The following is a 24038-nucleotide window of genomic DNA, read 5'->3' as shown; positions in this document are numbered from 1 at the left end:
GACACCATCATCCCCACTCGCCTGCCTCGGCCAGCCGGCCCGCCAGTTTGGCCACGCCACGACGGGGGAACACCTGGTTCTCGAACTGCGCGGGATCGTTCCATTCCGGGGCGTCGCCGGTCTCCAGCGGCCACCATTCCGCACGCACACCCTCGGCGACGCGCCGCTCGATCCACGCCTGCGTCGCCGGCGACAGCGTCCACCCCGTCACCAGCACCCGACTGCCAGGAGGCAATGCCAGGTCGCGGGCGTCGATGCCCCGAAGTGCGCGCAGGAACGCCGCATCCAGGTCGAAGCCCAGCCGTTCGTCCTCGTCCATCGCAGGCGCCGCGAACGGGTAACGGCCGACGTCGTCGACCTGCGCACGATGCATGCGCTCCCAGTCGTCGCACATCGCCGCGCCGTCCAGCACCGGCTCCCACAGCACCAGATCGACCGGCGTGCCGGCACGCGAGGCTGCCAGCAGCACGCCGAGCGCGCCACTGCGCAGGCACAACGTACGGGCACGTCCCTGCGCCTGCGACCACGCCATCGCAGCGGCGGCGTCCTGCGCCAGCCCGTCCACGGTCATCTGGTGCGCGCTGCCGCCCGCATCGCCGTTGCCATACCAGTCGAAGCGCAGCGACGCGACGCCGGCGGTGCCGAGTTGCTCGCACAGCTGCCAGAGCGCGCGTTGGGTGGAAATGCCTTCCTGCAGCAGCGGCGGCGCGACGGTCATCGCGCCGATCACCGACATGCCGTCGGCGGGCACGTGCCGGATACCGAACAGGGTCCGTTGCGGTGGACCGAAATACAGCGGTTGCAGCATCAGCGCGAGCCACCGAAGAGACGGGCGATGCCGCGCAGCATACTGCGTCCCCAGCCGGTCTTGCCGTGCGCGCCGGACACCTGGGGTGCGGGCAACGTCATCGCGATCTGTTCCAGCGTCTGTGTGGCCAGCGGCATGAGCTTGATCCGGAAGCCGGTATCGCGCGCCACGCGGTTGGCCATCTGCACGGCCAGCATCGAGTGTCCGCCGAGATCGAAGAAATTGTCCTGCGCCGACGCCGGCATCGCCAGGATGTCCGACCACACCAGCACCATGTAGGAGACGCGCGGATCTTCTTCGCCCGTCGTCGGAGCGGGAGCCGCCGCCACCGGCGTCGCGACGGCGACCGGTGCGGCCGGCAGTGGCAGCGCGTTGCGGTCGACCTTGCCATTTGGCAGCAGCGGGATCGCCGGCAACGTCACCAGGTGCTGCGGCACCATGTAGCCCGGCAAGACGGCGCGCAGGCCGGTCAGCAACGCGGCCGCATCGATGCGCTGACCCGGTGCCGCCACCACGTAGGCGACCAGCCGGACGTCGCCGGGCCGATCCTCGCGGACGATGGCCAGCGCACGCGCGACCGACGGATCGTCGGCCAGGCGTGCTTCGATCTCGCCCAGCTCGATGCGGTAGCCGCGGATCTTGACCTGGTGGTCGAGGCGACCCAGGTGTTCCAGCACGCCGTCGCTGCGCCAGCGCGCGCGATCGCCGGTCCGGTAGAACGTGCCTCGCGGCGACAGCTCCGAGGAATAGCGGTCGGCGACGAACTTCTCCGCGGTCAGCTCGGGGCGTCCCAGATAGCCCTGGGTGACGCCCAGGCCGCCGATGCACAACTCGCCCACCACGCCGGGCGGGCACAGCTGCCCGCGCGCATCGACGATCCAAACGGAGGTATTGGCGATGGGCCTGCCGATAAGGAGGTCGGGACTGCCCGTCGCCGTCGTTTCGACGCGCGCGCACGTCGACCAGACGGTCGTCTCGGTCGGCCCGTACATGTTCCACAGCGCCGAACAGCGCGACAGCAGCGCCGTCGCGAGATCCTGCGGCAGCGGCTCACCACCGCACAGCGCCTTGAAGGGGCTCGCGCCGGTCCAGCCCGCCTCGAGCAGCAGCCGCCAGCTCGACGGCGTCGCCTGCATGACGGTAATACCGCGTGCATCGATCAGCGCCGCCAGCGCCGCGCCATCGAGCGCGTCCTCGCGGGACGCGATCACCACTTCGGCGCCAACCGCGAGCGGCAGGAACAGCTCGAGCACCGCGATGTCGAACGACGTGGTGGTCACCGCCAGCAGGCGGTCGTCGGCCTGCAGGCCGGGCTCGCGCGCCATGCTCGCCAGGAAGTTGACCACGGCGCCGTGCGGTACGCAGACGCCCTTGGGCTTGCCGGTGGAGCCGGACGTGTAGATGACATAGGCGACCGAGTGCGCGTCGCCCAGCGAGGCGTTGCCGATCGCCTCGACGACGGGCGCCGCCTCGATCGCTGCGGCGTCGGCATCGATGCGCAACAGCTTTTCCTGCGGCCATTGCAGCGGCTCGGCCAGTTGGCCTTCGCTGACGATCAGGCGCAGATCCGCGTCCTCGGCCATGAAGCGCAGCCGGTCCGGCGGATACGCAGGATCCAGCGGCACGTAGGCCGCACCGGCGCGCCAGACCGCGATCATCGTCGCCAGCAGCTCTGCATGGCGGTCCAGGCAGATGCCGACGCGGTCGCCCGCCACCACGCCACGCTGCGACAGCGCGCAGGCGATGCGCTCGCTGCGCGCGGCGAGTTGCGCATAACTCAGCGCGTGCTCGCCACTGCGCACGGCGGTGCGGTCGGGGCTGCGCAAGGCCTGTGCATGCAGCAAGGCGTGCGCGGTGTGCTCGGCTGGCAGCGCTTGCCGGGTAGCATTCCATTCGCGCAGCTGCGCAGCGTCCTGCGGCGACAGCAGCGCGGCGTCGCCGATTGCCTGCTCCGGGCGCTCGGCCAACGCTGTCAGCAGTGCCTGGAAGCGCTCGCCGATCGCCGCCGCCGCGGCGTCGCTGAAGACGTCCGCGTTGTAGCCCATGGCGCCCGACAATCCCTGCGGATGCTCCAGGAACCAGATGCCCAGGTCCTGCCCTGCGCCCTTCTGGAACATCAGCAGGTGCTCGTGGCGCAGGTCGCCCCACTGCAACTGGCGCGCCCGCACGTCCTGGAACGAGAACAGCGCCTGGTAGATCGGCGAGCGGCTGGGGTCCCGCGCCACGTTGAGCTGCTGCATCAGGTGCTCGAAGGGCACATCCGGATGGTCCAGCGCTTCCACCAGGCCTGCCTTGACCTCTTCCACCAGCCTCAGGAACGGCATGGAAGGATCGAGCCGTCGACGCAGCGGCAATACGTTGACGAAGAATCCCATCACCTTCTCCAGCGCATCGCTGGGACGGTTGCGGAACGGCATGCCGACGACCACGTCGTCCTGCCCGCTCAGGCGGTGCAGCAGCACGTAGTACGCGGCCAGCAGCGTCATGAACAGGGTGGCGCCGACGCGTCCACCGACGTTCCGCAGCGCACTCGTGGTGGTGCTGTCGACGTGCACCCAGCCGGTGCCGCCCACGCCGCTCGCCCTCGCGGGACGGGGCTTGTCCTCCGGCAACTGCAGCGGTTCCAGGCTGCCGGCGAGGTGCGCGGTCCAGTAGTCGACCTGCCGCTTCAGGGCATCGCCTTCCACCTGCTGCCGGTGCCAAGCGGCGAAATCGCCGTAGTCCGTGTCCAGTGCCGGCAACGGCGAAGGCTTCCCGGCCGCGAACGCCTCGTACAGCGCCGACATTTCCGCGTAGAAGATGTCGAACGACCATCCGTCCCAGATGGCGTGATGGGTCATGAAGTAGAGGACGTGGTCGTCATCCGCGAGCTTGTACAGGCGCGCGCGGAACAGAGGCCCCTGGTCCAGCACGAAAGGCTGCGCGGTCCGTGCCTCCAGCTCGGCCATCAGCGTGTCCATGCGCTGCGGCTCGGCGAGATGCGAAAGGTCGGCCGCGGGCAACAGCGACGCATCGACCTCGTCGAGGATCTTCTGCATGGCGGATTCGCCGTGCGGCACCAGGATCGTGCGGAGCGATGCCTGCCGCCGGACCATTTCCTGGAAGGCGCGCTCCAGCGCGTGTACGTCCATCGGGCCGTGCAGACGGTGGGCCGACGGCGTGTTGTAGGTTACCGCGCCCGGTTCGATCTGCTCCAGCACCCACAGCCGCTGCTGCATCAACGTCATCGGCGCGAGGGTGCGATCGTCGAGCCGCGGGATGGACAGCACGCCGGAGGCCCGCTCCTGCGAAGGCACGCTGGTCTGTGCGCGCAGCGCCTCCGACAGCCCGCGCGCGGTGGGCGTATCGAACAGCTGCCGCAGTGGCACCGACACCTCAAGCGCACGACCCAGGCGAGCGCATAGCTGCGCGGCCAGCAGCGAATGCCCGCCCATCTCGAAAAATCCGTCGTCCATGCCCAGGTCCGGGCGCGCCAGGACGTCTTCCATGGCCTTCAGCACCTGCGCCTGCAGGGCATCGGCCGGACGCGCGGTGGCCGGCGCCGTGCCGGACGCGGATGCAGCCGCCGGTTGCGCTGCCACGGGTGCCGGCAGCGCCTTGCGGTCCACCTTGCCGTTCGGCAGCAGTGGAATCGCCGGCAACCGCACGAAATGCTGCGGCACCATGTAATCCGGCAGCCGCTGCTTCAGGTGCGCGACGAGGGCGGCATCGTCCACCGGCGACGCTGCTGCTACCACGTACGCGACCAGGCGCACGTCGCCGGGACGGTCTTCGCGCGCCATCGCCACCGCGCGGGACAGCGACGGATGCGTCAGCAACTGGGTCTCGATCTCGCCCAGTTCGATGCGATAGCCGCGCACCTTGACCTGGAAGTCCAAGCGACCGAGATGTTCGAGCTGGCCATCCGCGCGCCAACGACCGCGGTCGCCGGTGCGGTACAGCGTCGGGGCGGGAATGCCGGTGCCGAAGCCTCTGCCCGCGTCGGCGAACGCATCGGGCAGGAAGCGGTCGGCGGTCAGTTCCGGGCGCGCCAGGTAACCCGAGGTGACGCCTTCGCCGCCGATGCAGATCTCGCCAGGCACGCCGCGCGGACACGGCTGGCCGTTCCCGTCGAGGATCCAGACCTGCGTGTTCGCGATCGGATGACCGATATGGATGTCGGGCAACGCGTCCTGCCCGGCCTGCACGCGCATGACCGTGGACCACACCGTGGTTTCGGTGGGGCCGTAGAGGTTCCACAGTTCGCCGCAGCGTTGCAGCAGGGCGTGCGCCAGGTCCGGTGGCAGCGGTTCGCCGCCGCACATCGCCTTGAAGCCGGCGCGGCCGGTCCAGCCGGCTTCCAGCAGCAAGCGCCAGCTCGCCGGCGTGGCCTGCATCGCGGTGGCGCCCGACGAGGCCAGCAGTGCCGCCAGCGCTGCACCGTCGATCACCGTGTCCTTGCCGGCGATAACCACTTCCGCGCCCACGCTCAGCGGCAGCAACAGCTCCAGCACGGCGATATCGAAGGAGAGCGTGGTCACCGCGATCAGGCGGTCGTCGCCCGACAGGCCGGGCTCGGCCTGCATGCCGGTGATGAAGTTGGACACCGCGCGATGCGGCACCTGCACGCCTTTCGGGCGGCCGGTCGAACCGGACGTATAGATGACGTAGGCCGCCGACTCCGGATCGGCGGCGCCGGCATCGCGACCGGGGCGCGTGTCCGGCAGCAACGCCAGCTCGGTGGCCAGTGCATCCAGCGCCAGCACCGGCCGGCCGCGCAGGTCGAAGCGCGCCGCATGGAGGGACTGCGTGACCAGCGCCGCGAGACCGGCATCGCCCGCCATGAAGGCCAGACGATCGGCGGGGAACTGCGGATCCAGCGGCACGTAGCCGGCACCCGCCTTCAGGATGCCCAGCAACGAGGCCAGCATGTCGGCGCCGCGATCGACCGCCAGGCCGACCAGCGCCCCCTTCTGCACGCCCTGGCGCCGCAGCCATTGGGCAATGCGGTTGGCGCGCGCCTCCAGCTGGCGATAGCTGAGCGTGCCATCGTCGGCGCGGATCGCGGCACGGTCCGGCGTAAGGTCGCACTGGCGCTCGAAGTGCTCGTGCATGCGGCACTCGCGGTCGAACGCGACAGGCGACGGCTGAAGGGCCGACAGCTCAGCGCGCGACGCGGCATCCACCAGCGGCAACCGCCCGATGCGCTCGTCCGGCGCCTCGGTCGCGGCACGCAGCAAGGTCTCGAACGCCGCCAACCAGCGGCGCACCGTGCGCGCATCGAACAGGTCGGTGTTGTACTGCGTTTCCAGCCGCAGCATGCCGTCCACCTGCACCGCATTGATGGACAGCTCGAAGTTCTCGCACGCGCGCGCATTGGTGGTGAAATCCAGCGCCAGGCCAGGGAACCCGGATTTTTCCTGATCCAGTGCCTGGTCGATGTTGAACATCACGCTGACCAGCGGCAGGCGGGCAGGATCGCGCGCGACGTGGAGCTTCTTCAGCAGCGTGCCGAAGGTGTAGCGCTGGTGCTCGATGGCATCCAGCAGGGTCGTCTGCGCGCTGTCCAGCACGTGCGTGAAGCCGTGCCCGGCCTGCAGGTCGAAGCGCAGCGGCAGCAGGTTGACGCAGTGCCCGACCAGATGGTCGTGCCCGTCGATGGACTGGCCTGCCGCGGGAATGCCGACGACCACGTCGTCCTGCCCCGCGATGCGCGACATCAGCGTGGCGAATCCCCCCAGCAGCGTCGCGAAGAGGCTGGCGCCCCGCTTCGCACCGAGGCGACGCACCGCCGTCACCAGCTCGGCATCCAGCAGATGATCCTCGCGCCGCGACGCGAAGGTGCGGCGCGCGGGGCGCGGACGGTCGGTCGGCAGCTCCAGGACCGGCAACGAACCGGCGAACTGCGCCAGCCAGTAGGCCTCGTCCTCACGGAACTGCGGCCCCGCCGGATGCAGGGCTTCGGCCAGCGCGTAGTCGGCGTAGCGGTCGGTCGGTGTCGCCGCGACACCGTCGGTGCCGCCCGCGTAGGCGGCCCCGAGTTCGCGGACGATCACCCACCACGACCAGCCATCGCAGACGATGTGGTGCGCATGCATCAGCAGCACGTGCTCCTGCGCATCCGTCTGCAGCAGCTCCGCGCGGAACAGGCGTCCCTGCTCCAATGCGAACGGCGTTTCCACCCCGACGCGGCGACGCTCGGCGAGTTGCTTCTCGCGCTCGCCGGCAGCAAGCCGGGACAGGTCGGTGAACGGCAACCGCAAGGGCTCGTGCTCCAGCACGCAGAATGTCTCGCCATCCGGCCCGAAACTCGCACGCAGGGCGTCATGCCGTTCCACCACCACCTGCAATGCCCGCTGGAGCCGGCCAGCATCCAGTGGGCCGCGCAGCCGCAGGGACACCGATTCGTTGTAGGCCAGCGAGGCGTCTTCACCCAACTGGGACGCGAGCCAGACCTCGCGCTGCGGTTCAGTGGTCGGCACCACGCGCGTCAGGGCGCCGCCCGCGAACGGGTCGTAGTCGACGGGCACGAGCGTGCCGCGTGGAATCGCCCGCACGTCGTTCACGCATCCACCTTCATGTAGCGGCCAGGCGACTGCGGATTGGGCACGTACCACGCCGGTCGGCCTTCCGGATCGCGTCCCAGACGAGCGCCCTGGACAACGGGCTTGCCGGCATCCATCTCCCTGCCCGACGGCGCCTCGCCGCCCGGCAACAGCCTTGCTTCCTGCAGTTCAAGCACCGCCTCCTTCCATGCCTGCGCGATGGCCTGGAAGTCGGCCTCGCTGTGCACGGTGGTGAAGAAGCACGGGAAGTTGTCGAGGATATGGATGCCACGGCTGCGCATCATCGCGAACAGCAGGTCCTGCAGCGGATGGTCTTCCTCGAAGTGCGTACGCCACAACGAGGCGAAATGCCTGATGCGGACCGGCGCGCCGACCTCCGTGGCGAATGCGTTCAACTCCGCCGCCATGGCGGCGGTGCGCTCGTTGACACGCTGTTGCAGCGCCGGGCCATGCTCCTTCATGTGCAGCAGCGATGCTTTCGCCGCCGCGAGCGTCAGCGGGTGGCGCACGAACGTGCCGGCGAAGTAGGTCACGCCGGCCGGCGGCACGGAATCGTCGCCGTACTGCCAGTAGCCGCCGTCCAGCGCGTCCATGAATTCGCGCTTGCCCGCCATCACGCCGATCGGGTAGCCGCCACCGACGACCTTGCCGTAGGTGCACAGGTCGGCCCGGATGCCGAACAGCGCCTGCGCGCCGCCCGGGTGCGAGCGGAAGCCGGTGATCACTTCGTCGAAGATCAGCACCGCGCCCGCCTCGGCGGTGATCCTGCGGACTTCCTGCAGGAATTCGACCGGCTGGAAGTCGGGGCGACGGCTCTGCACCGGTTCGACCAGTACGGCGGCCAGCTCATGCGCACGCTCGCGGATGATCTCCAGCGTCTCCGGCGTACCGTAGTCCAGCACCAGCACCTTCTCGGCGGTGTTGCGCAGGATGCCGGGGGCGGCGGGCACGGCCCGCAGCTTCTTGGTGCCACGCACGATCACTTCGTCGTTGATGCCGTGGTACGAACCGGAGAACACCACGATGGTCTCGCGGCCGGTCGCCGTGCGCGCGATGCGCATCGCACCCAGCACCGCCTCGGAACCGGTGTTGCACAGCGCCGCGCGGTCGTGGCCGGTGAGTTCGCAGACCAGCTTCGACACTTCGCCAGCCAGCGGATGCATCGGCCCGATCTCGTAGCCCTGGTCGATCTGCTGCTTGATCGCGTCGACCACGAAGTCCGGCTGCCAGCCGAACAGGCTGGTGCCGAAGCCGTTCAGCGCATCCACGTACTCGTGGCCATCGATGTCCCATACGTGCGAGCCCTTCGAGCGCTCGACGACGATCTGGTACACGATCTCCTTGGTCAGCGGACGGAAGCCGGTGACCACGCGCGGATCGGCCATGTGCTGGCGATGTTCCTGCGTATAGGCCTTCGACTTGGGCGTGCGCGCGGTATAGCGGCGGATGAAGCCGTCCAGCCGCTCGCGCTGGTGCGCGTCCAGCTCGGTGCCGCTGTTGGCGTCGATGCGCGCGATCGCGCCGAAAGCCTTCTTCACGTCGTAGCGCGTATGCGCGAGCGCCGCCTCTTCGTCGGACGGCACGCTCGTGGCCTGCGCCGCGGGTGCGTTCGATGCCATCACCGGCGCGGCGGCAACGATGGCGGATGTCGCGGCGACCGGTGTCGGGGCAGCCGGCAGGGCGGCGGACGTCGCCGAAGCCGTACCGGCCAGCAGCGCCAGCTGTTGCTGCATCAACTGCATCTGCTGCGCGATCAGGGTGCTCAACGCATCGCCGTGAGCCAGCGGCTGTACGGGCATGACGAAGGCAGGCGCCGACGGCAGCGACACCGGCATCACCGGCCCTGTCGCCACGCCTGGTGCCGTCGACGGGACAGCGGACACCGCTACAGCCGGCGCGGCCTCGGCCGGCAACTGGGCATCCAGCCCCTGGGCCAGCCGGTCGAGGCTGGCGTACTCGCCCATGAGCTGGCGGAACGTGATCTTCACCGGGAAGGTCTTCTGCAGCTGCAGGGCCACCTGGGTCAGCATCAGGCTGTCCAGCCCCAGCTCGATGAAGTTCGCATCGCCGTCGGCATCCGACAGGTCGAAGCCGGCCACGTCCTCGAAGACCTCCTTCAGCTGCGCCGTGATGCGCGGACGGCGATCGACGGGGGCGGCAGGCGAAGCGGTGTCGGGGCTGACGGACATCGGAAACTCCGGAATTGCGGGGGCGACGGAAGCGGACGGGGGAACCATGGCAATGGCCGCGGCGGACTGCGGCTCCACCCAGTAACGTTTTTTCTCGAACGGATAGGTCGGCAGGAGAACGCGCCGGCGGCGAGTGCGGCGGTCGAGCTGCTCGGCCCGCACGTCGACGCCGTGCGTCCAGAGCTGGCCGAACGCAGCCAGCAGCGCGGCATGCTCGCCGTCTGCGTTGTCCGCCAGCGACGCAACGGCCGCGATGCGCTGCTTCTGCAGCAGCGGCTGCTGGCGCGACAGCACCGCCAGCGTGGTGCGCGGCCCGACCTCCAGCAGCACGCGGCCGGGACGGTCGAGCACCTGCGCGATGGCGCCGGAAAAGCGCACCGGTTCGCGCAGATGGCGCGCCCAGTAGTCCGGGGACATGGCCTGCGCGTCCTGCAGCCAATCCGCGGTCGCGGTGGACAGGATGGGCAGCGACGGCGCGTGGCGCTCCAGTGCTTCGACCTCGGCACGGAACATCGGCACGACCGCATCCATCATCGCCGAGTGGAAGGCATGCGAGGTCTTCAACGCACGGCAGGCAACGCCCTCGCCTTCCAGCCGCTGCTGGAAGGCGGCGATCGCCTCATGCGGACCGGCCACCACGCAGGTGCCGGGCGCGTTCTCGGCCGCCAGCGAAAGCGTCCCGGGCAACCGTGCCAGCAAGGCGTCCAGCGGCAGGCGCACCGACAGCATGGCCCCCGACGGCTGCCCCTGCATCAGGCGACCGCGGCGCGCCACCAGGCGCAGCGCGTCCGGCAGCGCGAACACACCGGCCAGCGTTGCAGCGACGAATTCGCCGACGCTGTGGCCCACCATCGCCGCCGGCACGACGCCTTGCGCCATCCACCAGCGTGCGAGGGAGTACTCGATGCTGAAGATCGCCGGCTGCATGATCGCCGTCGGCAGCAGCGCCTCGGCGTCGTCGCCGAACACCAGTGCGCGCAGGTCCTGGCCCAGTTCGACATCGAGCACGCGGGCGCAGTCGTCGAACGCCTCGCGGAACGCCGGCTCATGCGCGTAGAGCGCCCGGCCCATGCCGGCGTACTGGCACCCCTGGCCGGGGAACATGAACACCACGTCGCACTCCTGGGCCGGGCGCGACTTCGTGGCGGAAGCGGCGATGTCGGCGCTTCGCAGCTGCGCGACGGCCCCGGCCGGCGTCTCCGCCGCCACAGCAATGCGGTGCGGGAAAGCCTTGCGACCCACCGCCAACGTCCACGCCACGTCGGCGAGGTTGGCGTCGGTGTCGCGCTCAAGGTGATCGGCCAGGCGTGCGACCGCGTCGACCAGCGCGACCGGGGTGCGCGCCGACAGCGTCAGCAGCTGCGCGCTGTCCGCGTGGTCGGACGGTGCCAGGGGTGGTGCCTCTTCCATCACCACATGCGCGTTGGTGCCGCCCACGCCGAAGGAGCTGACGCCGGCGCGGCGCGGGTGGCCTTCAACGGCGGCCCACGGCTGCAGCTCACCGCTTACGCGGAACGGGGTGCGCGCGAAATCGATCACCGGGTTGGCGTGGCGGAAATGCGCGGTCGGCGGCAGGCAGCCGTGATGCAGCGCATACGCCGTCTTGATCACGCCCGCCGCACCGGCGGCCATCAGCAGGTGGCCCACATTGCTCTTCACCGAGCCGACCACGCAGAAGCCCGTGTCGTCGGTGCTCTGGCGGAAGGCGTGCGTCAGCCCTTCGATCTCGATGGGATCGCCCAGCGGCGTCGCGGTGCCATGCGCCTCCACGTATCCGATGCTGCGCGCCTCCACGCCGGCGTCGGCGTGCGCCATCGCGATCACCGCGGCCTGCCCTTCGCTGCTCGGTGCGGTGAAACTGGCCTTCTGCCCGCCATCGTTGTTGACGGCTGCACCACGCACCACCGCGTAGATCGGGTTGCCATCGGCGATGGCGTCGGACAGGCGCTTCAGCAGGACGACGGCGGCGCCATCGCTGAACACCGTGCCGCTGGCCTCCGCATCGAAGCTGCGCGTATGGCCATCGGCCGACAGCATGCCGCCTTCCTGGTAGACATGGCCGCTGCGCACCGGACAGGTCACCGCGATGCCGCCCGCCAGCGCCATGCCGCAGCGGCCGGCACGCAGGCTGTCGATGGCCTCGCTGATCGCCACCAGCGACGTGGAGCATGCGGTGTGCACGCTGATCGCGGGACCGGTCAGGTTCAACTTGTGCGCCACGCGGGTGGCGATGTAGTCCTTCTCGTTGCCCAGCATCACCTGGAACGCACCGAGCTTGTCGACCAGATCAGGATGGGCCAGCACGTTGCGCTGGTAGTAGCTGGCGTTGTACATGCCGGCGAACATGCCCACCGGCACCCCGGTCGCGTCCGGCACATGGCCGGCGCGCTCGATGCACTCCCAGCACAGTTCCAGGAAGATGCGCTGCTGCGGATCCATCAGCTCCGCTTCCTTCGGCGAGATGCCGAAGAACGCGGCGTCGAACTTGTCGACATCGTCGAACACGCCGCGTGCAGGCACGTAGGCCGGATGGGCGCGCTGTGCCTCGGGAACACCGGCATCGAGCTCGTCGGCAGCGAACCGGCTGACGCTGTCGCGTCCGGCGCACAGGTTGTCCCAGAACGCCTCCACCGTCGCCGCGCCCGGAAAGCGTCCGGCCATGCCGACGATGGCGATGGGCTCGTGCGCCTGCGAATCGCGACGCACGGCGATGCGCGCGGCCTCCAGCGGTGCACGACGACCGTCCGTCATCGCGACCGCCAGCTGCGCCGGCGTGGGCGCGCGGAACAGCGCCATCGCCGGCACGTCGCCCAGTCGCTCGCGCCGCGCCGCCTCCAGCATCCGGACCGCCAGCAGCGACGTGCCGCCGAGGTCGAAGAAGTTGTCGTCCCGTCCCAGGTCTTCGAGATCCAGCACGTCGGCGAAGATGCGGCACAGCGCCGCTTCGGTCGCGTCCCGCGGCGCACTGTAGGTGCCCGCCCACGCCGGTCGCTGGCGGCCCGGACGCGGCAGCTTCTGCCGGTCGAGCTTGCCGTTCGGCGACAGCGGCAGCGTATCCAGCTGCACATAGGCGGCCGGCACCATGTAGTCCGGCAGCACGCCGACCAGATGCTGGCGCAGGCGTTCGACGTCCACCGGCGCCATCGGGTCCTGCGGCGCCAGGTAGGCGACCAGGCGCTTCAGCCCCGGCACGTCCTCGCGCGCCAGCACACCGGCGTCGCGCACACCGGGAAACGCCATCACCTGCGCCTCGATCTCGCCCAGCTCCACGCGGAAGCCGCGGATCTTGACCTGGAAATCCTGGCGCCCGAGATAGTCGATCGTGCCGTCCGACAGCCAGCGTCCGAGGTCGCCGGTGCGGTACATGCGCGCGTCGGCGGCATCGACGAACGGATCGCGCAGGAAGCGCTCGGCCGTCAGGTCGTCGCGCTGCAGGTAACCGCGCGCGACCACCGGACCGGCCAGGTACAGCTCGCCGACCACGCCATGCGGCAGCGGTTGTCTCTGCGCATCGAGCACGTACACGCGCGCGTTGGCGATGGGCGCGCCGATCGTGGGCAGCCGCGGCCATAACCGTGGATCTTCCGGCAGCGTCAACGCCGTGACCACGTGCGTCTCGGTGGGGCCGTAGTGGTTGTGCAGGCGGCAACCGGGGAGTTGCTCGAAGAAGCGCACAATCTTCGGCTCGATACGCAACTGCTCGCCGGCGGTGATGACCTCGCGCAGCGCGCAGTCGAGGCGGTGGCCGTCCGGCTGTGCGGCGAGATGCCCCTCCAGCCCTTCGGCCAGCATCTGCAGGGCGAAGTACGGCAGGAACATGCGTTCTACACGCTGCCCGACGATGAACTCGAACAGCTTGCCCGCGCTCATGCGGGTCTCCTGGTCGATCGTGAGCAGCGTACCGCCGGTGGACAGCGTGGCGAATACTTCCTGGAAGGCCACGTCGAACCCCAGCGCGGCGAACTGCAGCGTGCGCAGTGGCACGCCGTTGCCCGGCTCGCGCACCTGCCAATGGATCAGGTTGACCAGCGGGCCATGCGGCATCGCCACGCCCTTGGGCTTGCCGGTGGAGCCGGAGGTGTACAGCACGTAGGCCAGATGGCCGGCCTCGACACGGGCTTCGCCGTCGTCCAGCACATGCGTCGGCAGCGCGGCCCAGGCTGGCGACGGATCGCGCAGGTCGACCACGACCAGGCCATCGGGCAGTTCGCCCAGTACGTCGCGGGCGTCCTGCTCCATCCCGGACATCGTCAACAGCACGCGCGGCCTGCTGTCCGACACGGTGTACGACAGGCGCTCGGCGGGATACGTCGGGTCCAGCGGCACGTAGGCGCCGCCGGCCTTCAACACGGCGAGAAGGCCCAGCACCACGTCGATGCCGCGCTCGACGTAGATCGCGACGCGTTCGTCCGGCCCCACGCCGTGCTGCTTGAGCAGGCGCGCGAGCTGGTTCGCCTGTGCGTCCAGTTGTGCATACGTCAGGCGGCGTCCGTCCTGGACCAGGGCGATGGCTTCCGGCGTGGCGGCGGCCTGAGCTTCGAACAGGCGATGCACACCGGACACGCGGGGAAACGTCTGGCGTGTGCCATTCCCGTATTCGAGCAGTTCGCGATGCATCGCCTGCGGCACGAGCGCAGCGCGCGCAAGCGATACGTCCGGCGAATCCAGCAGCGATTCGAGCAGGCACGTCCAGTACCCCAGCCATCCACTGAGCTGGCCCTCCGTGTATCCACCATCGCGGTCGTACAGCGTCGCATCGCCGTCGCTCAGGCGCAGCACCAGTTCACAGGCCGGTGCCGTGGCCGCGTCGCGCGCGTAGCCAGCCGCCGGCACGTCGTCGCCCGCGGACGGAACAGCATCTCCACTCCCTGCCGACAGCGCCGACTGCAGGGCGACCAGTGCATCCGCGAGTCCGTCGTCCAGCGACAGTGTCCAAGCCACCTGGGGCGCGGTCGACGTCGGCTCCCAGGCTACCCTCAGGCTCGTGGCAGACTCCGCACGCATGCGCGCCACCAGCGCCGCCCACGCGACCACGGCGACACGATGCGCTTCCACGCCGTAAGCCTGTGCCAGGCGGACAAGAGCACCGGGCGCCGCGACGCGCGCCTCCGTGCCGGCACCCTGCCCTTCGCCGCGCCATGGCCATTCCAGCGTTGCGGCCTGCGATCGACGATGGCCTTCGGTGGTGTCGCTGGCAGTGCTCAACGTGATGCCCCCTGGAAGCCGTCCGCGCTTCCTCCATTCTTCCAAAACGTACGGGAAGATTGATTCAGGTCACGACGTGGATTTCCCGCAAGACGCGCGCCACGGAAGTCGGTTTCCCGCCGCTGTACAGCGACCCCGCCATCGATCCGGATGCGGGCTGGACGACTTCAAGCGCGCCTGTCGCCAGCGCGTGGCTGGCCTGTTCCCCGGACCGGCACGCCCATGACGACCTGCCCTCTGCAGGCGGGAGCAGGGCGCTGCCGGAATTCACGCTGCGTCAGCGTGCGCCGCGACCGAACAGCACCACTTCGACGGTCTGCAGCAGGATCATCATGTCGAAGACCAGGCCGTGGTTCTTCACGTAGAAGAGATCGAACTTCAATTTTTCTTCCGCGTCCTTCACCGACGCCCCGTAGGGATAGCGCAGCTGCGCCCATCCGGTCAGGCCCGGCTTCACGCAGTGGCGGACACGGTAGTAGCGCACTTCGTCGTTGAGCATGTCGACGAACTGCGGACGTTCCGGCCGCGGCCCCACGAAGCTCATGTCGCCGCGCAGAACCGCGAACAGCTGCGGCAGCTCGTCCAGCCGCGTCTTGCGGATGAAGCGGCCCACGCGCGTCGTCCGGTCGTCGTCCTTGCTCGCCCAGACCGCGACGCCGCCCTTTTCCGCGTCGGTCCGCATGCTCCGGAACTTGGTCAGCTTGAAGTGGTTGCCGCGCTCGCCGACACGGATCTGGCTGTAGAGGATCGGGCCACCGGATTCCGCCCATACGGCCAACGCCGTCAGCAGCATCAGCGGCCAGGCGAGCACCAGCAGCGCGCCCGCAGCCAGCAGGTCGAAGAAGCGCTTGCTGAGGCGCCGCGGCGTGGAGTAGTCGAAGCCGCCGGAGAAGACCAGCCAGGACGGATCGACGATGTTCAGTTGGACCATGCCCGCTTCGCGCTCGAAGAAGGTGGACAGGTCGATCACGTTCACGCCGTGCTGCACGCACTGCAGCATGTCTTCCATCGGCAGTCCGCCACGGCGTTCGTCCGGCGCAATCACCAGTTCGTCGATCTGCAGTTCTTCGACCAGGTCCGCCAGCGTGCCGGGTGGCTTGACGAGCAATTCGTCCCGCACGACCACCGGCTGCCCCGCCACCGGCACGAACCCGACGACGAGAAAACTGCGTCGATCCGCCTTACGACGCATGCGGCTATTGATGAGGTCGGCATTGTTGCCCGCGCCCAGCACCAGGATGCGCTGCTTCAGCACATCGGTGCGAAACAGGCTGACCGACAGCATGCGGACGGCCACGATGCCCGCTGCCGATATCAGCAACGAAAGCGCCAGCACGCCGCGGCCGATGTAGGCCTGCGGCACGAGGTAGTACAGCACCACCAGCGCGATGCCGCCGAGTACGAACGACATCAGGAAGCGCAGGAAGAAATCCATGCGGCTGTGGCGCATGTGCACCTGGTACAGCCCGAAAGCCGCCATCGCCCCGGTCAGGCAGACCGCCACCAGCAGGGCGCGCGCCGGCGCATCCTCGATGAACTCCAGATGGGTCTGCTGATCGTTCAGGAATCGCAGCCAGGCAGACCCCAACACCGCGATCACGATGATCACCACTTCCAGCAGCCACAGGAACCGGATAGCCCTGGACTTCTGGCTGGCATGTGTCGATTTCATGACTTCCCCCGTATGTACGCCGAGCCCGGCTGCACCCCATCACGCGGCGCGGCCGCGTGAGCAAGCACCCGGCCCTGGTGCCCCTCTCCATCCAAGAACGCAAAACGTGACATATCCGGACATCGCGCACCGGCTACGGCGCGCCACCTTCCAGCATCGGACGCAACCGTCCCGCCACGCAGGCGACATCGGGCGCCTTCGCCACGGCACAGACGATGTCGGGACCGAGCGACAGCAGATCCGTTCCCACCCGCATGGCGTCGCCAGGATGAAGGGCCTGCGCCTCGCCCTCGGGCAACGCGAACGTATCCATCTCGCGCTCCAGCCCCACGCCAGCCGCCTTCAGATAAGCCTCCTTCCGCACCCAGAGATCCAGCAGTCCGGCCGCACGCTGCGCGTCGTGCAGCCCCGAGAGGCGTGCCAGCTCGTCGCCATGGCATATCCGTTCGGCGATCTCCGGCATGACGACCGCACGATGGGCGGGCTCGATGTCCACGCCAACGGCACCGTGCAGACTCACCGCCATCGCGACATGGGCATCGGCATGAGCGAGGCTGGTACCGGCGGGCATGCCATCGAGCACCGGACGCCCGCGCGCATCGCGCGCCAGCGGCACGTCCTCGATCGGCAGCTCCAACGCGTGCGAAAGGAAAAGGCGATGCAGCGCATAGGCGAGCGCCAGGCTGTCCCGATGCGCATCCCGACGCTGGCGCTCCACTCGCATCCGTTCGCGCGCATCGAGAAGCGCGAGCGCGCCGTCCGTCCATGCCCGCCAGTCGTCGAGCACGAACACCGCGACCAGCACACGATCCGCAACCGCGCGATCAAAGCGCACGTCGCCGAATCCCCGCGGGAACACCGACGCCAGCGCGCTCGTCGCAGGTCGACGACCGTGAGCGGGCACCATGGGGCGTGCAGAGACGTAGGACATGTGCGGACCACAAGCGCCTGCAGGCGCGACTGCCTTACATCACGCGCGCGGCAACCGAAACAGGCCAACCCGTTCGCAAGCCCGTGTGCGGCGAGCACGCAAACGCAAAGAGCCAGCGGAAAACCGCTGGCTCTTTGCGTTGTAATGGCGCGCCCGGAGAGATTCGAACTCCCGACCGCCTGGTTCGTAGCCAGGTACTCTATCCAGCTGAGCTACGGGCGCGTGAGGAGCGGAATTATGCGTGAAACGTTTTCCGCCCGTCAATCTTTTTTCTACTTCTTTTGCTGCTTGCCTTGGCGCTGCAGAGAACGCTTCCGGAGGACGCTTCGTCGAGCGCGATCATCGCATCGACATCTTTTTTCCCACGCATTTCCGTCCGGCAAGACGAACTTCAAACTGGCGGAGTGAGAGGGATTCGAACCCTCGATAAGGCTTTTGACCCTATACTCCCTTAGCAGGGGAGCCCCTTCAGCCGCTCGGGCATCACTCCGGTTTGTCGCTCGCATTGCAGCCGAGCTGCAGCGGCCGCATAGGATAGCGGCTCACCGCGCAGGCGGCAAACAAAATCAGTCGGTGATGTTTTCCGAAGCGGCAGGCGATGAAATTTCCTCGCCCCGCTGGATGCGCTGGTAGATTTCTTCGCGATGCACGGCCACATCCTTGGGCGCGGTGATGCCGATGCGCACTTGGTTGCCTTTGACGCCAAGGACGGTCACCGTGACCGAGTCGCCGATCATCAGGGTTTCGCCGACACGGCGGGTCAAGATCAACATGTTTCGTCTCCGTAATCCGGCAAAGGATAGTGCCGGGGGCGCACTGGCACCGTGAAAACGGGCCGGCGGCTTCCTGGTACATTCATGAACCTAAAGCATGTTAGCGGCCGGAGGCACACGGCCGCAAGCACCGATTGGTCCAATGCGAGGGTCAGCCGAGGCGCTGCTGGACCCACTCTGGAACGCCCTGCAGGGCGGTCGCAAGGGCGGGCCCGTCCTCACCACCACCCTGGGCGAGGTCCGGGCGGCCACCGCCCTTGCCGCCGATCTGACCCGCGATGTGTGAGAGGAGTTCCCCCGCCTTCACCCGGCCGGTTGCGGCGCCGTTCACACCCGCCACCAGTGCAGCCTTCCCATCTGCCGTACCGGCCAGAACGATCACGGTGTCGCCCAGCTGCTGCTTCAAGCGGTCCACCGCATCGCGCAGCGCCTTGGCATCGAAGCCCTCCAGCCGCGACGCGAGCACGCGTATGCCGCCGACGTCCACGGCCGCACTGCCCAGGTCGGACGTGGCGCTCGAGGCGGCCTTGGCCTTCAGCGACTCCAGTTCGCGCTCGAGCTTCTTCTGCCGGTCGGCCATCGCCCGGATCTTCTCGACGACGTCGCCGGTGTTGCCGCCCAGCAGGCTGGCCGCCTCGGACAGCCGGCGCTCTTCGTCTGCCACGTAGTCCAGCGCGCCCTGCCCGGTCACGGCCTCGATGCGACGGACGCCGGCGGACACGCCGCTTTCGCCGACCAGTTTGAACAGACCGATGTCGCCGGTACGGCCGACATGGGTGCCGCCGCAGAGTTCGGTGGAGTAATCGCCCATTTTCAGCACGCGGACGTTTTCGCCGTACTTCTCACCGAACAGGGCCATGGCACCGAAGTCCAGCGCCTCCTGCATGCCCATGTGATGCACTTCGGCCGCATTATTCGCGCGGATCTCCGCATTGACGCGACGCTCGATCTCGGCCAGTTCGGCCGACGTCATCGGCTGGAAGTGGGAGAAATCGAAACGCAGGCGATCCGGCGCGACCAGCGACCCTTTCTGCTGGACGTGCGTACCCAGGACTTCGCGCAGCGCCGCGTGCAGCAAATGGGTCGCGGAGTGGTTGAGGATGGTGCGGGCACGGCGGGCGGCGTCCACCGAGGCGACGACGTGGTCGCCCAGCTTGAGCGCGCCCTTGGCGACGCGGCCGGCATGGCCATGGAACTGCCCCGCGAACTTCAGCGTGTCGGCGACATCGAATTCAACGCCCTGCTCGGCCAGCACGCCCATATCGCCGACTTGGCCACCGGATTCGGCATAGAACGGCGTGCGGTCCAGGATGACCACGGCCTCGTCGCCCGCTTCGACCGACTGCACAGGGCGGCCATCCTTCAGCAGTGCCACGACCTGCAGGCCGCCGGCATCGAGCTGGTCATAGCCGAGGAACACGGTCGGCGACAGCTGGGCGACCAGATCGGCGGGGAGGCCGGTGTTGGAAGTGAACTTGCCGGCGGCACGGGCGGTCTCGCGCTGCTGCTCCATCGCGGCGTCGAACCCGGCCATGTCCACCGTGAGCCCACGCTCGCGGGCGATGTCGGCGGTCAGGTCGACCGGGAAGCCATACGTGTCGTACAGGCGGAACGCGTCGGCACCGGGGATCACGCCGTCGCCCACGCGCGCCGCAACGTCATCGAAGATGCGCATGCCGGAATCCAGCGTCTCGGCGAACCGCTCTTCCTCGGCCTTGAGCGCGCGCTCGACCAGCTCACGTGTCGCCGGCAGCTCGGGATAGGCCTCGCCCATCAGATCCGACAGCGTACCGACCATCCTGTGGAAGAACGGCTGGCGGACGCCCAGCATCCAGCCGTGGCGAAGCGCGCGGCGGATGATCCGGCGCAGCACATAGCCCCTGCCCTCGTTGGAGGGCAGCACGCCATCGACGATCAGGAAGCTGCAGGCACGGATGTGGTCCGCAATCACGCGCAGCGACTTGTTCTCGAGATCGGCGGTGCCGGTCAGTTCCGCCGCCTTGCGGATCAGCCCTTGGAACAGGTCGATCTCGTAATTGGTGTGGACATGCTGCAGGACTGCGGCCAGGCGCTCCAAGCCCATGCCGGTATCGACGCAGGGCGCAGGCAGCGGCACCAGCGTGCCGTCGGGCTGACGGTCGAACTGCATGAAGACGTTGTTCCAGATCTCGATGTAGCGGTCGCCGTCCTCATCGGGCGAACCGGGAGGACCACCGGCGATGTGGTCGCCGTGGTCGTAGAAGATCTCCGTGCACGGCCCGCAGGGACCGGTGTCGGCCATCTGCCAGAAATTGTCGGAGGCATAAGGCGCGCCCTTGTTGTCGCCGATACGGACGATGCGCTCGGCAGGCAGGCCGATCATGTCGTGCCACAGGTCGTAGGCCTCGTCGTCGGTGTGGTACACGGTGACGAGCAGGCGTTCCTTCGGCAGCTTCCAGACCTCGGTCAGCAGTTCCCACGCCCAGCCGATGGCTTCCTTCTTGAAATAATCGCCGAAGGACCAGTTGCCCAGCATCTCGAAGAAGGTGTGGTGGCGTGCCGTGTATCCGACCGAATCGAGATCGTTGTGCTTGCCACCCGCACGCAGGCAGCGCTGCACGTCGGCCGCGCGCACGTAGCTGCGCTTCTCGGCGCCCAGGAACACGTCCTTGAACTGCACCATGCCGGAGTTGGTGAACAGCAGCGTTGGGTCGTTGCCGGGAACCAGCGAGGCGGAGGGCACGATGGTGTGGCCCTTGCCGGCGAAGAAATCGAGGAAATCCTGGCGGATCTGACGGGTGCTGGGAGTCTTGGAAGTGGTCATCTGGCAGGCATTGGCTGGAAGGCGCTCCATTGCGCCGATCCATCCATGTAGATGCGGATGCGGCCGGGAGAAGCAACCCAATGCACTAGATTATCAGGCCACCCCCTCCCAGTCCTCCGGGTCCAGTTGGCTGGCGGCTCGGACCGCGGCCGCATCGAAGCCACGGCGGATCAGGAAGTCCGCGATCTTGCGTGCCTGGCCCGGCTCGATCCGGCGGACTGGACCGAAACGCCGGCGGACGAGGTCGCACGCCGTTTCGGTCCAGTCGCCGTCGAAGGTGGCCATGGCCGCCGCTATCGCCTCGCGGTCCAGCCCATGGGTGGACAGCTCGGCCTTGATGCGCAGCGGGCCATATCCCCCCGAGGCCCGGCTGCGGACGAGGGCTTCGGCAAAGCGCGTGTCGCTCTGCCAACCCTCATCCGCCAGCCGGTCCACGGCCGATCGCACATCGGCCGCCTCCACGCCACGGGACGCCAACTTCCGGGACAGTTCACGACGGGAGTGTTCCCGCCGGGTCAGCAGGCCAAGCGCGCGCTGCAGGGGCGTCTGCTCGACCGGCTTGCGCCGGCGCCCCGCCCTTGCTCCTGCCTGACCGTTCTCCTCGGACATCGTGCGCCGTCGCGGACTTGTCAGTCGTCGCTGTCGTCGTCGGCGCTCTCATCGCGCTGCGCTTCGGCGGGCTGGAACTTCTCGCGCAGTTCCGCTTCCAGCTTCGCGGCGATGGCCGGGTTCTCGCGCAGGAAGGTGCGCGAGTTGTCCTTGCCCTGGCCGATGCGCTCGCTGCCGTAGCTGTACCAGGCGCCGGCCTTGTCGACCAGCTTGGCTTCCACGCCCATGTCGATCAGCTCGCCCTCGCGGCTGATGCCTTCGCCGTACAGGATCTCGGTAACGACCTGCTTGAACGGCGGCGCCAGCTTGTTCTTGACCACCTTGATCTTGGTCTGGTTGCCGATGATCTCGTCGCCCTTCTTGATCGCGCCGATGCGACGGATGTCCAGGCGAACGGAGGCATAGAACTTCAGCGCATTGCCGCCGGTGGTGGTTTCCGGGCTCTGGCCGGGCATCATCACGCCGATCTTCATGCGCAGCTGGTTGATGAAGATAACGGTAGTGTTCGAACGCTTGATGTTGCCGGTGAGCTTGCGCAGCGCCTGGCTCATCAGGCGGGCCTGCAGGCCCGGCAGCTGGTCGCCCATCTCGCCCTCGATTTCGGCCTTGGGCGTCAATGCCGCCACCGAGTCGATGACCACGATGTCGATCGAGCCCGAACGGACCAGCATGTCGGCGATTTCCAGCGCCTGTTCGCCGGTGTCCGGCTGCGACAGCAGCAGGTCGTCCACGTTCACGCCCAGCTTGGCGGCGTAGATGGGGTCCAGCGCATGTTCGGCGTCGATGAACGCCGCCGTGCCGCCCTGCTTCTGGCACTGCGCGATGGCCTGCAGGGTCAGCGTGGTCTTGCCGGAAGATTCCGGACCATAGATCTCCACCACGCGGCCACGCGGCAATCCACCGATTCCCAGCGCGATATCCAGCATCAGCGAGCCGGTGGGAATGATTTCGACGGGTTCGATCACCCGGTCGCCCATGCGCATCACCGAGCCCTTACCGAACTGGCGCTCGATCTGGGTCAGTGCGGCGGAAAGGGCGCGCTTCTTGTTCTCGTCCATCGTCGTGGTCCTAGTCAAAGTGGTCAGGTGCGGTCAGTGTGGGGAACGTCCATCGCACAGGCTGCGACGGGACGGGAGAGAGTGAAATTAATCGTCGATGCCGTCCGTGGGGATCGGTCCACGCCGCTCAGCGTCATCGGAAAACACCGTCCGGCGGCGTCGGAGGCGCAGGCGCTCATCACCGGTTCGGCCTCACCAGACCGCAGTACAGGCCTTCGATGGCGAAGTCCTGGTCGGGCTGGACCTCGATGGGGGCGTAGTCCGGATTGCGTGGCAGCAGGCGGATGCGGTCCTTGCCGATCTTCAGCAGCTTGACGGTGATCGCGTCGTCGACCCGGGCCACCACGATCTGGCCGGAGCGCGCATCACGGGTGCGGTGCACGCCGATCAGGTCGCCGTCGAAGATGCCCTCGTCGCGCATGGAGTCGCCTTTCACCTTCAGCAGGTAATCCGGCGCGGGCGCGAAGAAAGCGCGATCCAGCAGCACGTAGTCATGATGGCCGGCATCCGCACCGATCGGCGCGCCGGCGGCCACCTGCCCCAGCACCGGGATGCGCAGGCCGTCGTCGTTGGCGGACGGGAAGTCCAGATCCGGCTGCGCGGACAGCGGCGCCTTCAGCAGGCGGATGCCGCGCGCCCGTCCCGGAACACGCTCGATGGCCCCGGCCTGTTCCAGCGCCTCAAGGTGGTACTGCGCGGCGCGCACGCCCTTGAAGCCGAACGCCTTGGCGATTTCCGCCTGCGACGGCGGCATGCCTTCGGCTTCGAGCCGTTCGGCGATCAGGGCGAGGATGGCGTGCTGGGTATCGGTCAGGTCCATGGTTAGTAGTAATACTACTAACCCGGCGACATGGCAATAGCCTGCAACCATTGCATGCCGGTCATGGCATCAGAGGTGTTCGAGTCCCCTCAGGGCACGCTCGACGGTCTGCCGGCGCACCGCGTCACGATCGCCATCGAACTGGAAGACCTCCGCCCGCGCATAGCCGCCACGGCGTTTCCAGCCGATCCACACCGTCCCCACCGGCTTTTCGGGACTGCCGCCTCCCGGCCCGGCGATGCCGGTCACCGCCACCGCGACGCTGGCCCCCGAGTTCACCAGGGCGCCCGACACCATTTCGATCACCGTCTCCCGACTGACCGCGCCGTGCGTTTCCAGTGTCTGCGGGCGCACACCGAGCAATGCCTGCTTGGCTTCGTAGCTGTAGGCGGCCATGCCGCAATCGAACCAGTCCGACGACCCGGCGATGTCGGTGACGCACTTGGCGATCCAGCCGCCGGTGCAGCTCTCGGCGGTGACCAGATGGTCACGGCCCTGTCGCAAGCGTTCGCCGACATGCTCGGCCAAGACACGCAGCGCTTCATCGTTGGGCACGGACATCGTCGGTTCCGAGGTGGGGGCGTGCGTGTTGTAGCCGATTTGCCCCTTCGCTGTCGCCTTGGCA

Annotated in this window: 11 protein-coding genes and 2 tRNA genes; all 13 read right to left on the bottom strand. The window is 68.3% G+C overall.

Features of this window, described 5'->3' with window-relative positions; all coding sequences use genetic code 11:
- Positions 1 to 7: 7 nt before the first annotated feature.
- Positions 8 to 808 carry a hypothetical protein gene (locus ACGHX3_RS06185; RefSeq protein ID WP_394696758.1) on the bottom strand — a complete coding sequence of 267 codons (801 nt, stop codon included), beginning with the start codon at positions 806 to 808 and terminating at the stop codon, positions 8 to 10.
- Positions 808 to 7353: an amino acid adenylation domain-containing protein gene (locus ACGHX3_RS06180; RefSeq protein ID WP_394696757.1), complete on the bottom strand. Its 6546-nt coding sequence runs from the start codon at positions 7351 to 7353 to the stop codon at positions 808 to 810. Before ACGHX3_RS06180 ends, ACGHX3_RS06185 begins: the two co-directional genes overlap by 1 nt.
- Positions 7350 to 14747 carry an amino acid adenylation domain-containing protein gene (locus ACGHX3_RS06175; RefSeq protein ID WP_394696756.1) on the bottom strand — a complete coding sequence of 2466 codons (7398 nt, stop codon included), beginning with the start codon at positions 14745 to 14747 and terminating at the stop codon, positions 7350 to 7352. Before ACGHX3_RS06175 ends, ACGHX3_RS06180 begins: the two co-directional genes overlap by 4 nt.
- 277 nt (positions 14748 to 15024) lie before the next feature.
- The gene (locus tag ACGHX3_RS06170; protein ID WP_162339067.1) at positions 15025 to 16419 is read right to left on the bottom strand and encodes a TIGR03013 family XrtA/PEP-CTERM system glycosyltransferase; all 1395 of its coding nucleotides are present in this window, start codon (positions 16417 to 16419) and stop codon (positions 15025 to 15027) included.
- A 133-nt stretch (positions 16420 to 16552) separates the two neighbouring features.
- Positions 16553 to 17350, bottom strand: coding sequence for a 4'-phosphopantetheinyl transferase family protein (locus ACGHX3_RS06165; protein WP_394696755.1), 798 nt, complete (start codon positions 17348 to 17350; stop codon positions 16553 to 16555).
- Between the two features lie 145 nt (positions 17351 to 17495).
- Positions 17496 to 17572 (bottom strand) — tRNA-Arg (locus ACGHX3_RS06160).
- 175 nt (positions 17573 to 17747) lie between these two features.
- A tRNA-Ser gene (locus ACGHX3_RS06155) sits at positions 17748 to 17840 on the bottom strand.
- 76 nt (positions 17841 to 17916) lie between these two features.
- Positions 17917 to 18123: a carbon storage regulator CsrA gene (gene csrA / locus ACGHX3_RS06150; protein WP_162339065.1), complete on the bottom strand. Its 207-nt coding sequence runs from the start codon at positions 18121 to 18123 to the stop codon at positions 17917 to 17919.
- 151 nt (positions 18124 to 18274) lie between these two features.
- Complete coding sequence (gene alaS / locus ACGHX3_RS06145; RefSeq protein ID WP_394697250.1) at positions 18275 to 20926, bottom strand: alanine--tRNA ligase; 2652 nt, start codon at positions 20924 to 20926, stop codon at positions 18275 to 18277.
- Positions 20927 to 21019: 93 nt separating this feature from the next.
- Entirely contained in the window at positions 21020 to 21535 is a 516-nt protein-coding gene (recX, locus tag ACGHX3_RS06140) for a recombination regulator RecX (protein WP_394696754.1), read from the bottom strand.
- Positions 21536 to 21555: 20 nt separating this feature from the next.
- A complete protein-coding gene (gene recA, locus ACGHX3_RS06135) occupies positions 21556 to 22593 on the bottom strand; it encodes a recombinase RecA (protein ID WP_313928498.1) in 1038 nt (345 codons plus the stop codon).
- 178 nt (positions 22594 to 22771) lie between these two features.
- Complete coding sequence (gene lexA, locus ACGHX3_RS06130) at positions 22772 to 23413, bottom strand: transcriptional repressor LexA (RefSeq protein ID WP_213601797.1); 642 nt, start codon at positions 23411 to 23413, stop codon at positions 22772 to 22774.
- A 69-nt stretch (positions 23414 to 23482) separates the two neighbouring features.
- Positions 23483 to 23974 (bottom strand): CinA family protein, encoded by a 492-nt coding sequence (locus ACGHX3_RS06125; RefSeq protein WP_394696753.1) that lies wholly within the window; start codon positions 23972 to 23974, stop codon positions 23483 to 23485.
- Positions 23975 to 24038 lie beyond the last annotated feature (64 nt).

This window comes from Pseudoxanthomonas japonensis (genome assembly GCF_043632995.1).
Lineage (GTDB): Bacteria > Pseudomonadota > Gammaproteobacteria > Xanthomonadales > Xanthomonadaceae > Pseudoxanthomonas_A > Pseudoxanthomonas_A japonensis.
The sequence above is the reverse complement of the archived record's forward strand: the minus strand, read 5'-3'. Positions and strand labels throughout refer to the sequence as shown.

Bases quoted from the DNA above. Each gene is read 5' to 3' on its own strand.
- lexA (WP_213601797.1), bottom strand. From the start codon at position 23,413: ATGGACCTGACCGATACCCAGCACGCCATCCTCGCCCTGATCGCCGAA.
- ACGHX3_RS06170 (WP_162339067.1), bottom strand. From the start codon at position 16,419: ATGAAATCGACACATGCCAGCCAGAAGTCCAGGGCTATCCGGTTCCTG.
- alaS (WP_394697250.1), bottom strand. From the start codon at position 20,926: ATGACCACTTCCAAGACTCCCAGCACCCGTCAGATCCGCCAGGATTTC.
- csrA (WP_162339065.1), bottom strand. From the start codon at position 18,123: ATGTTGATCTTGACCCGCCGTGTCGGCGAAACCCTGATGATCGGCGAC.
- ACGHX3_RS06185 (WP_394696758.1), bottom strand. From the start codon at position 808: ATGCTGCAACCGCTGTATTTCGGTCCACCGCAACGGACCCTGTTCGGT.
- ACGHX3_RS06125 (WP_394696753.1), bottom strand. From the start codon at position 23,974: ATGTCCGTGCCCAACGATGAAGCGCTGCGTGTCTTGGCCGAGCATGTC.
- ACGHX3_RS06165 (WP_394696755.1), bottom strand. From the start codon at position 17,350: ATGTCCTACGTCTCTGCACGCCCCATGGTGCCCGCTCACGGTCGTCGA.
- recA (WP_313928498.1), bottom strand. From the start codon at position 22,593: ATGGACGAGAACAAGAAGCGCGCCCTTTCCGCCGCACTGACCCAGATC.
- recX (WP_394696754.1), bottom strand. From the start codon at position 21,535: ATGTCCGAGGAGAACGGTCAGGCAGGAGCAAGGGCGGGGCGCCGGCGC.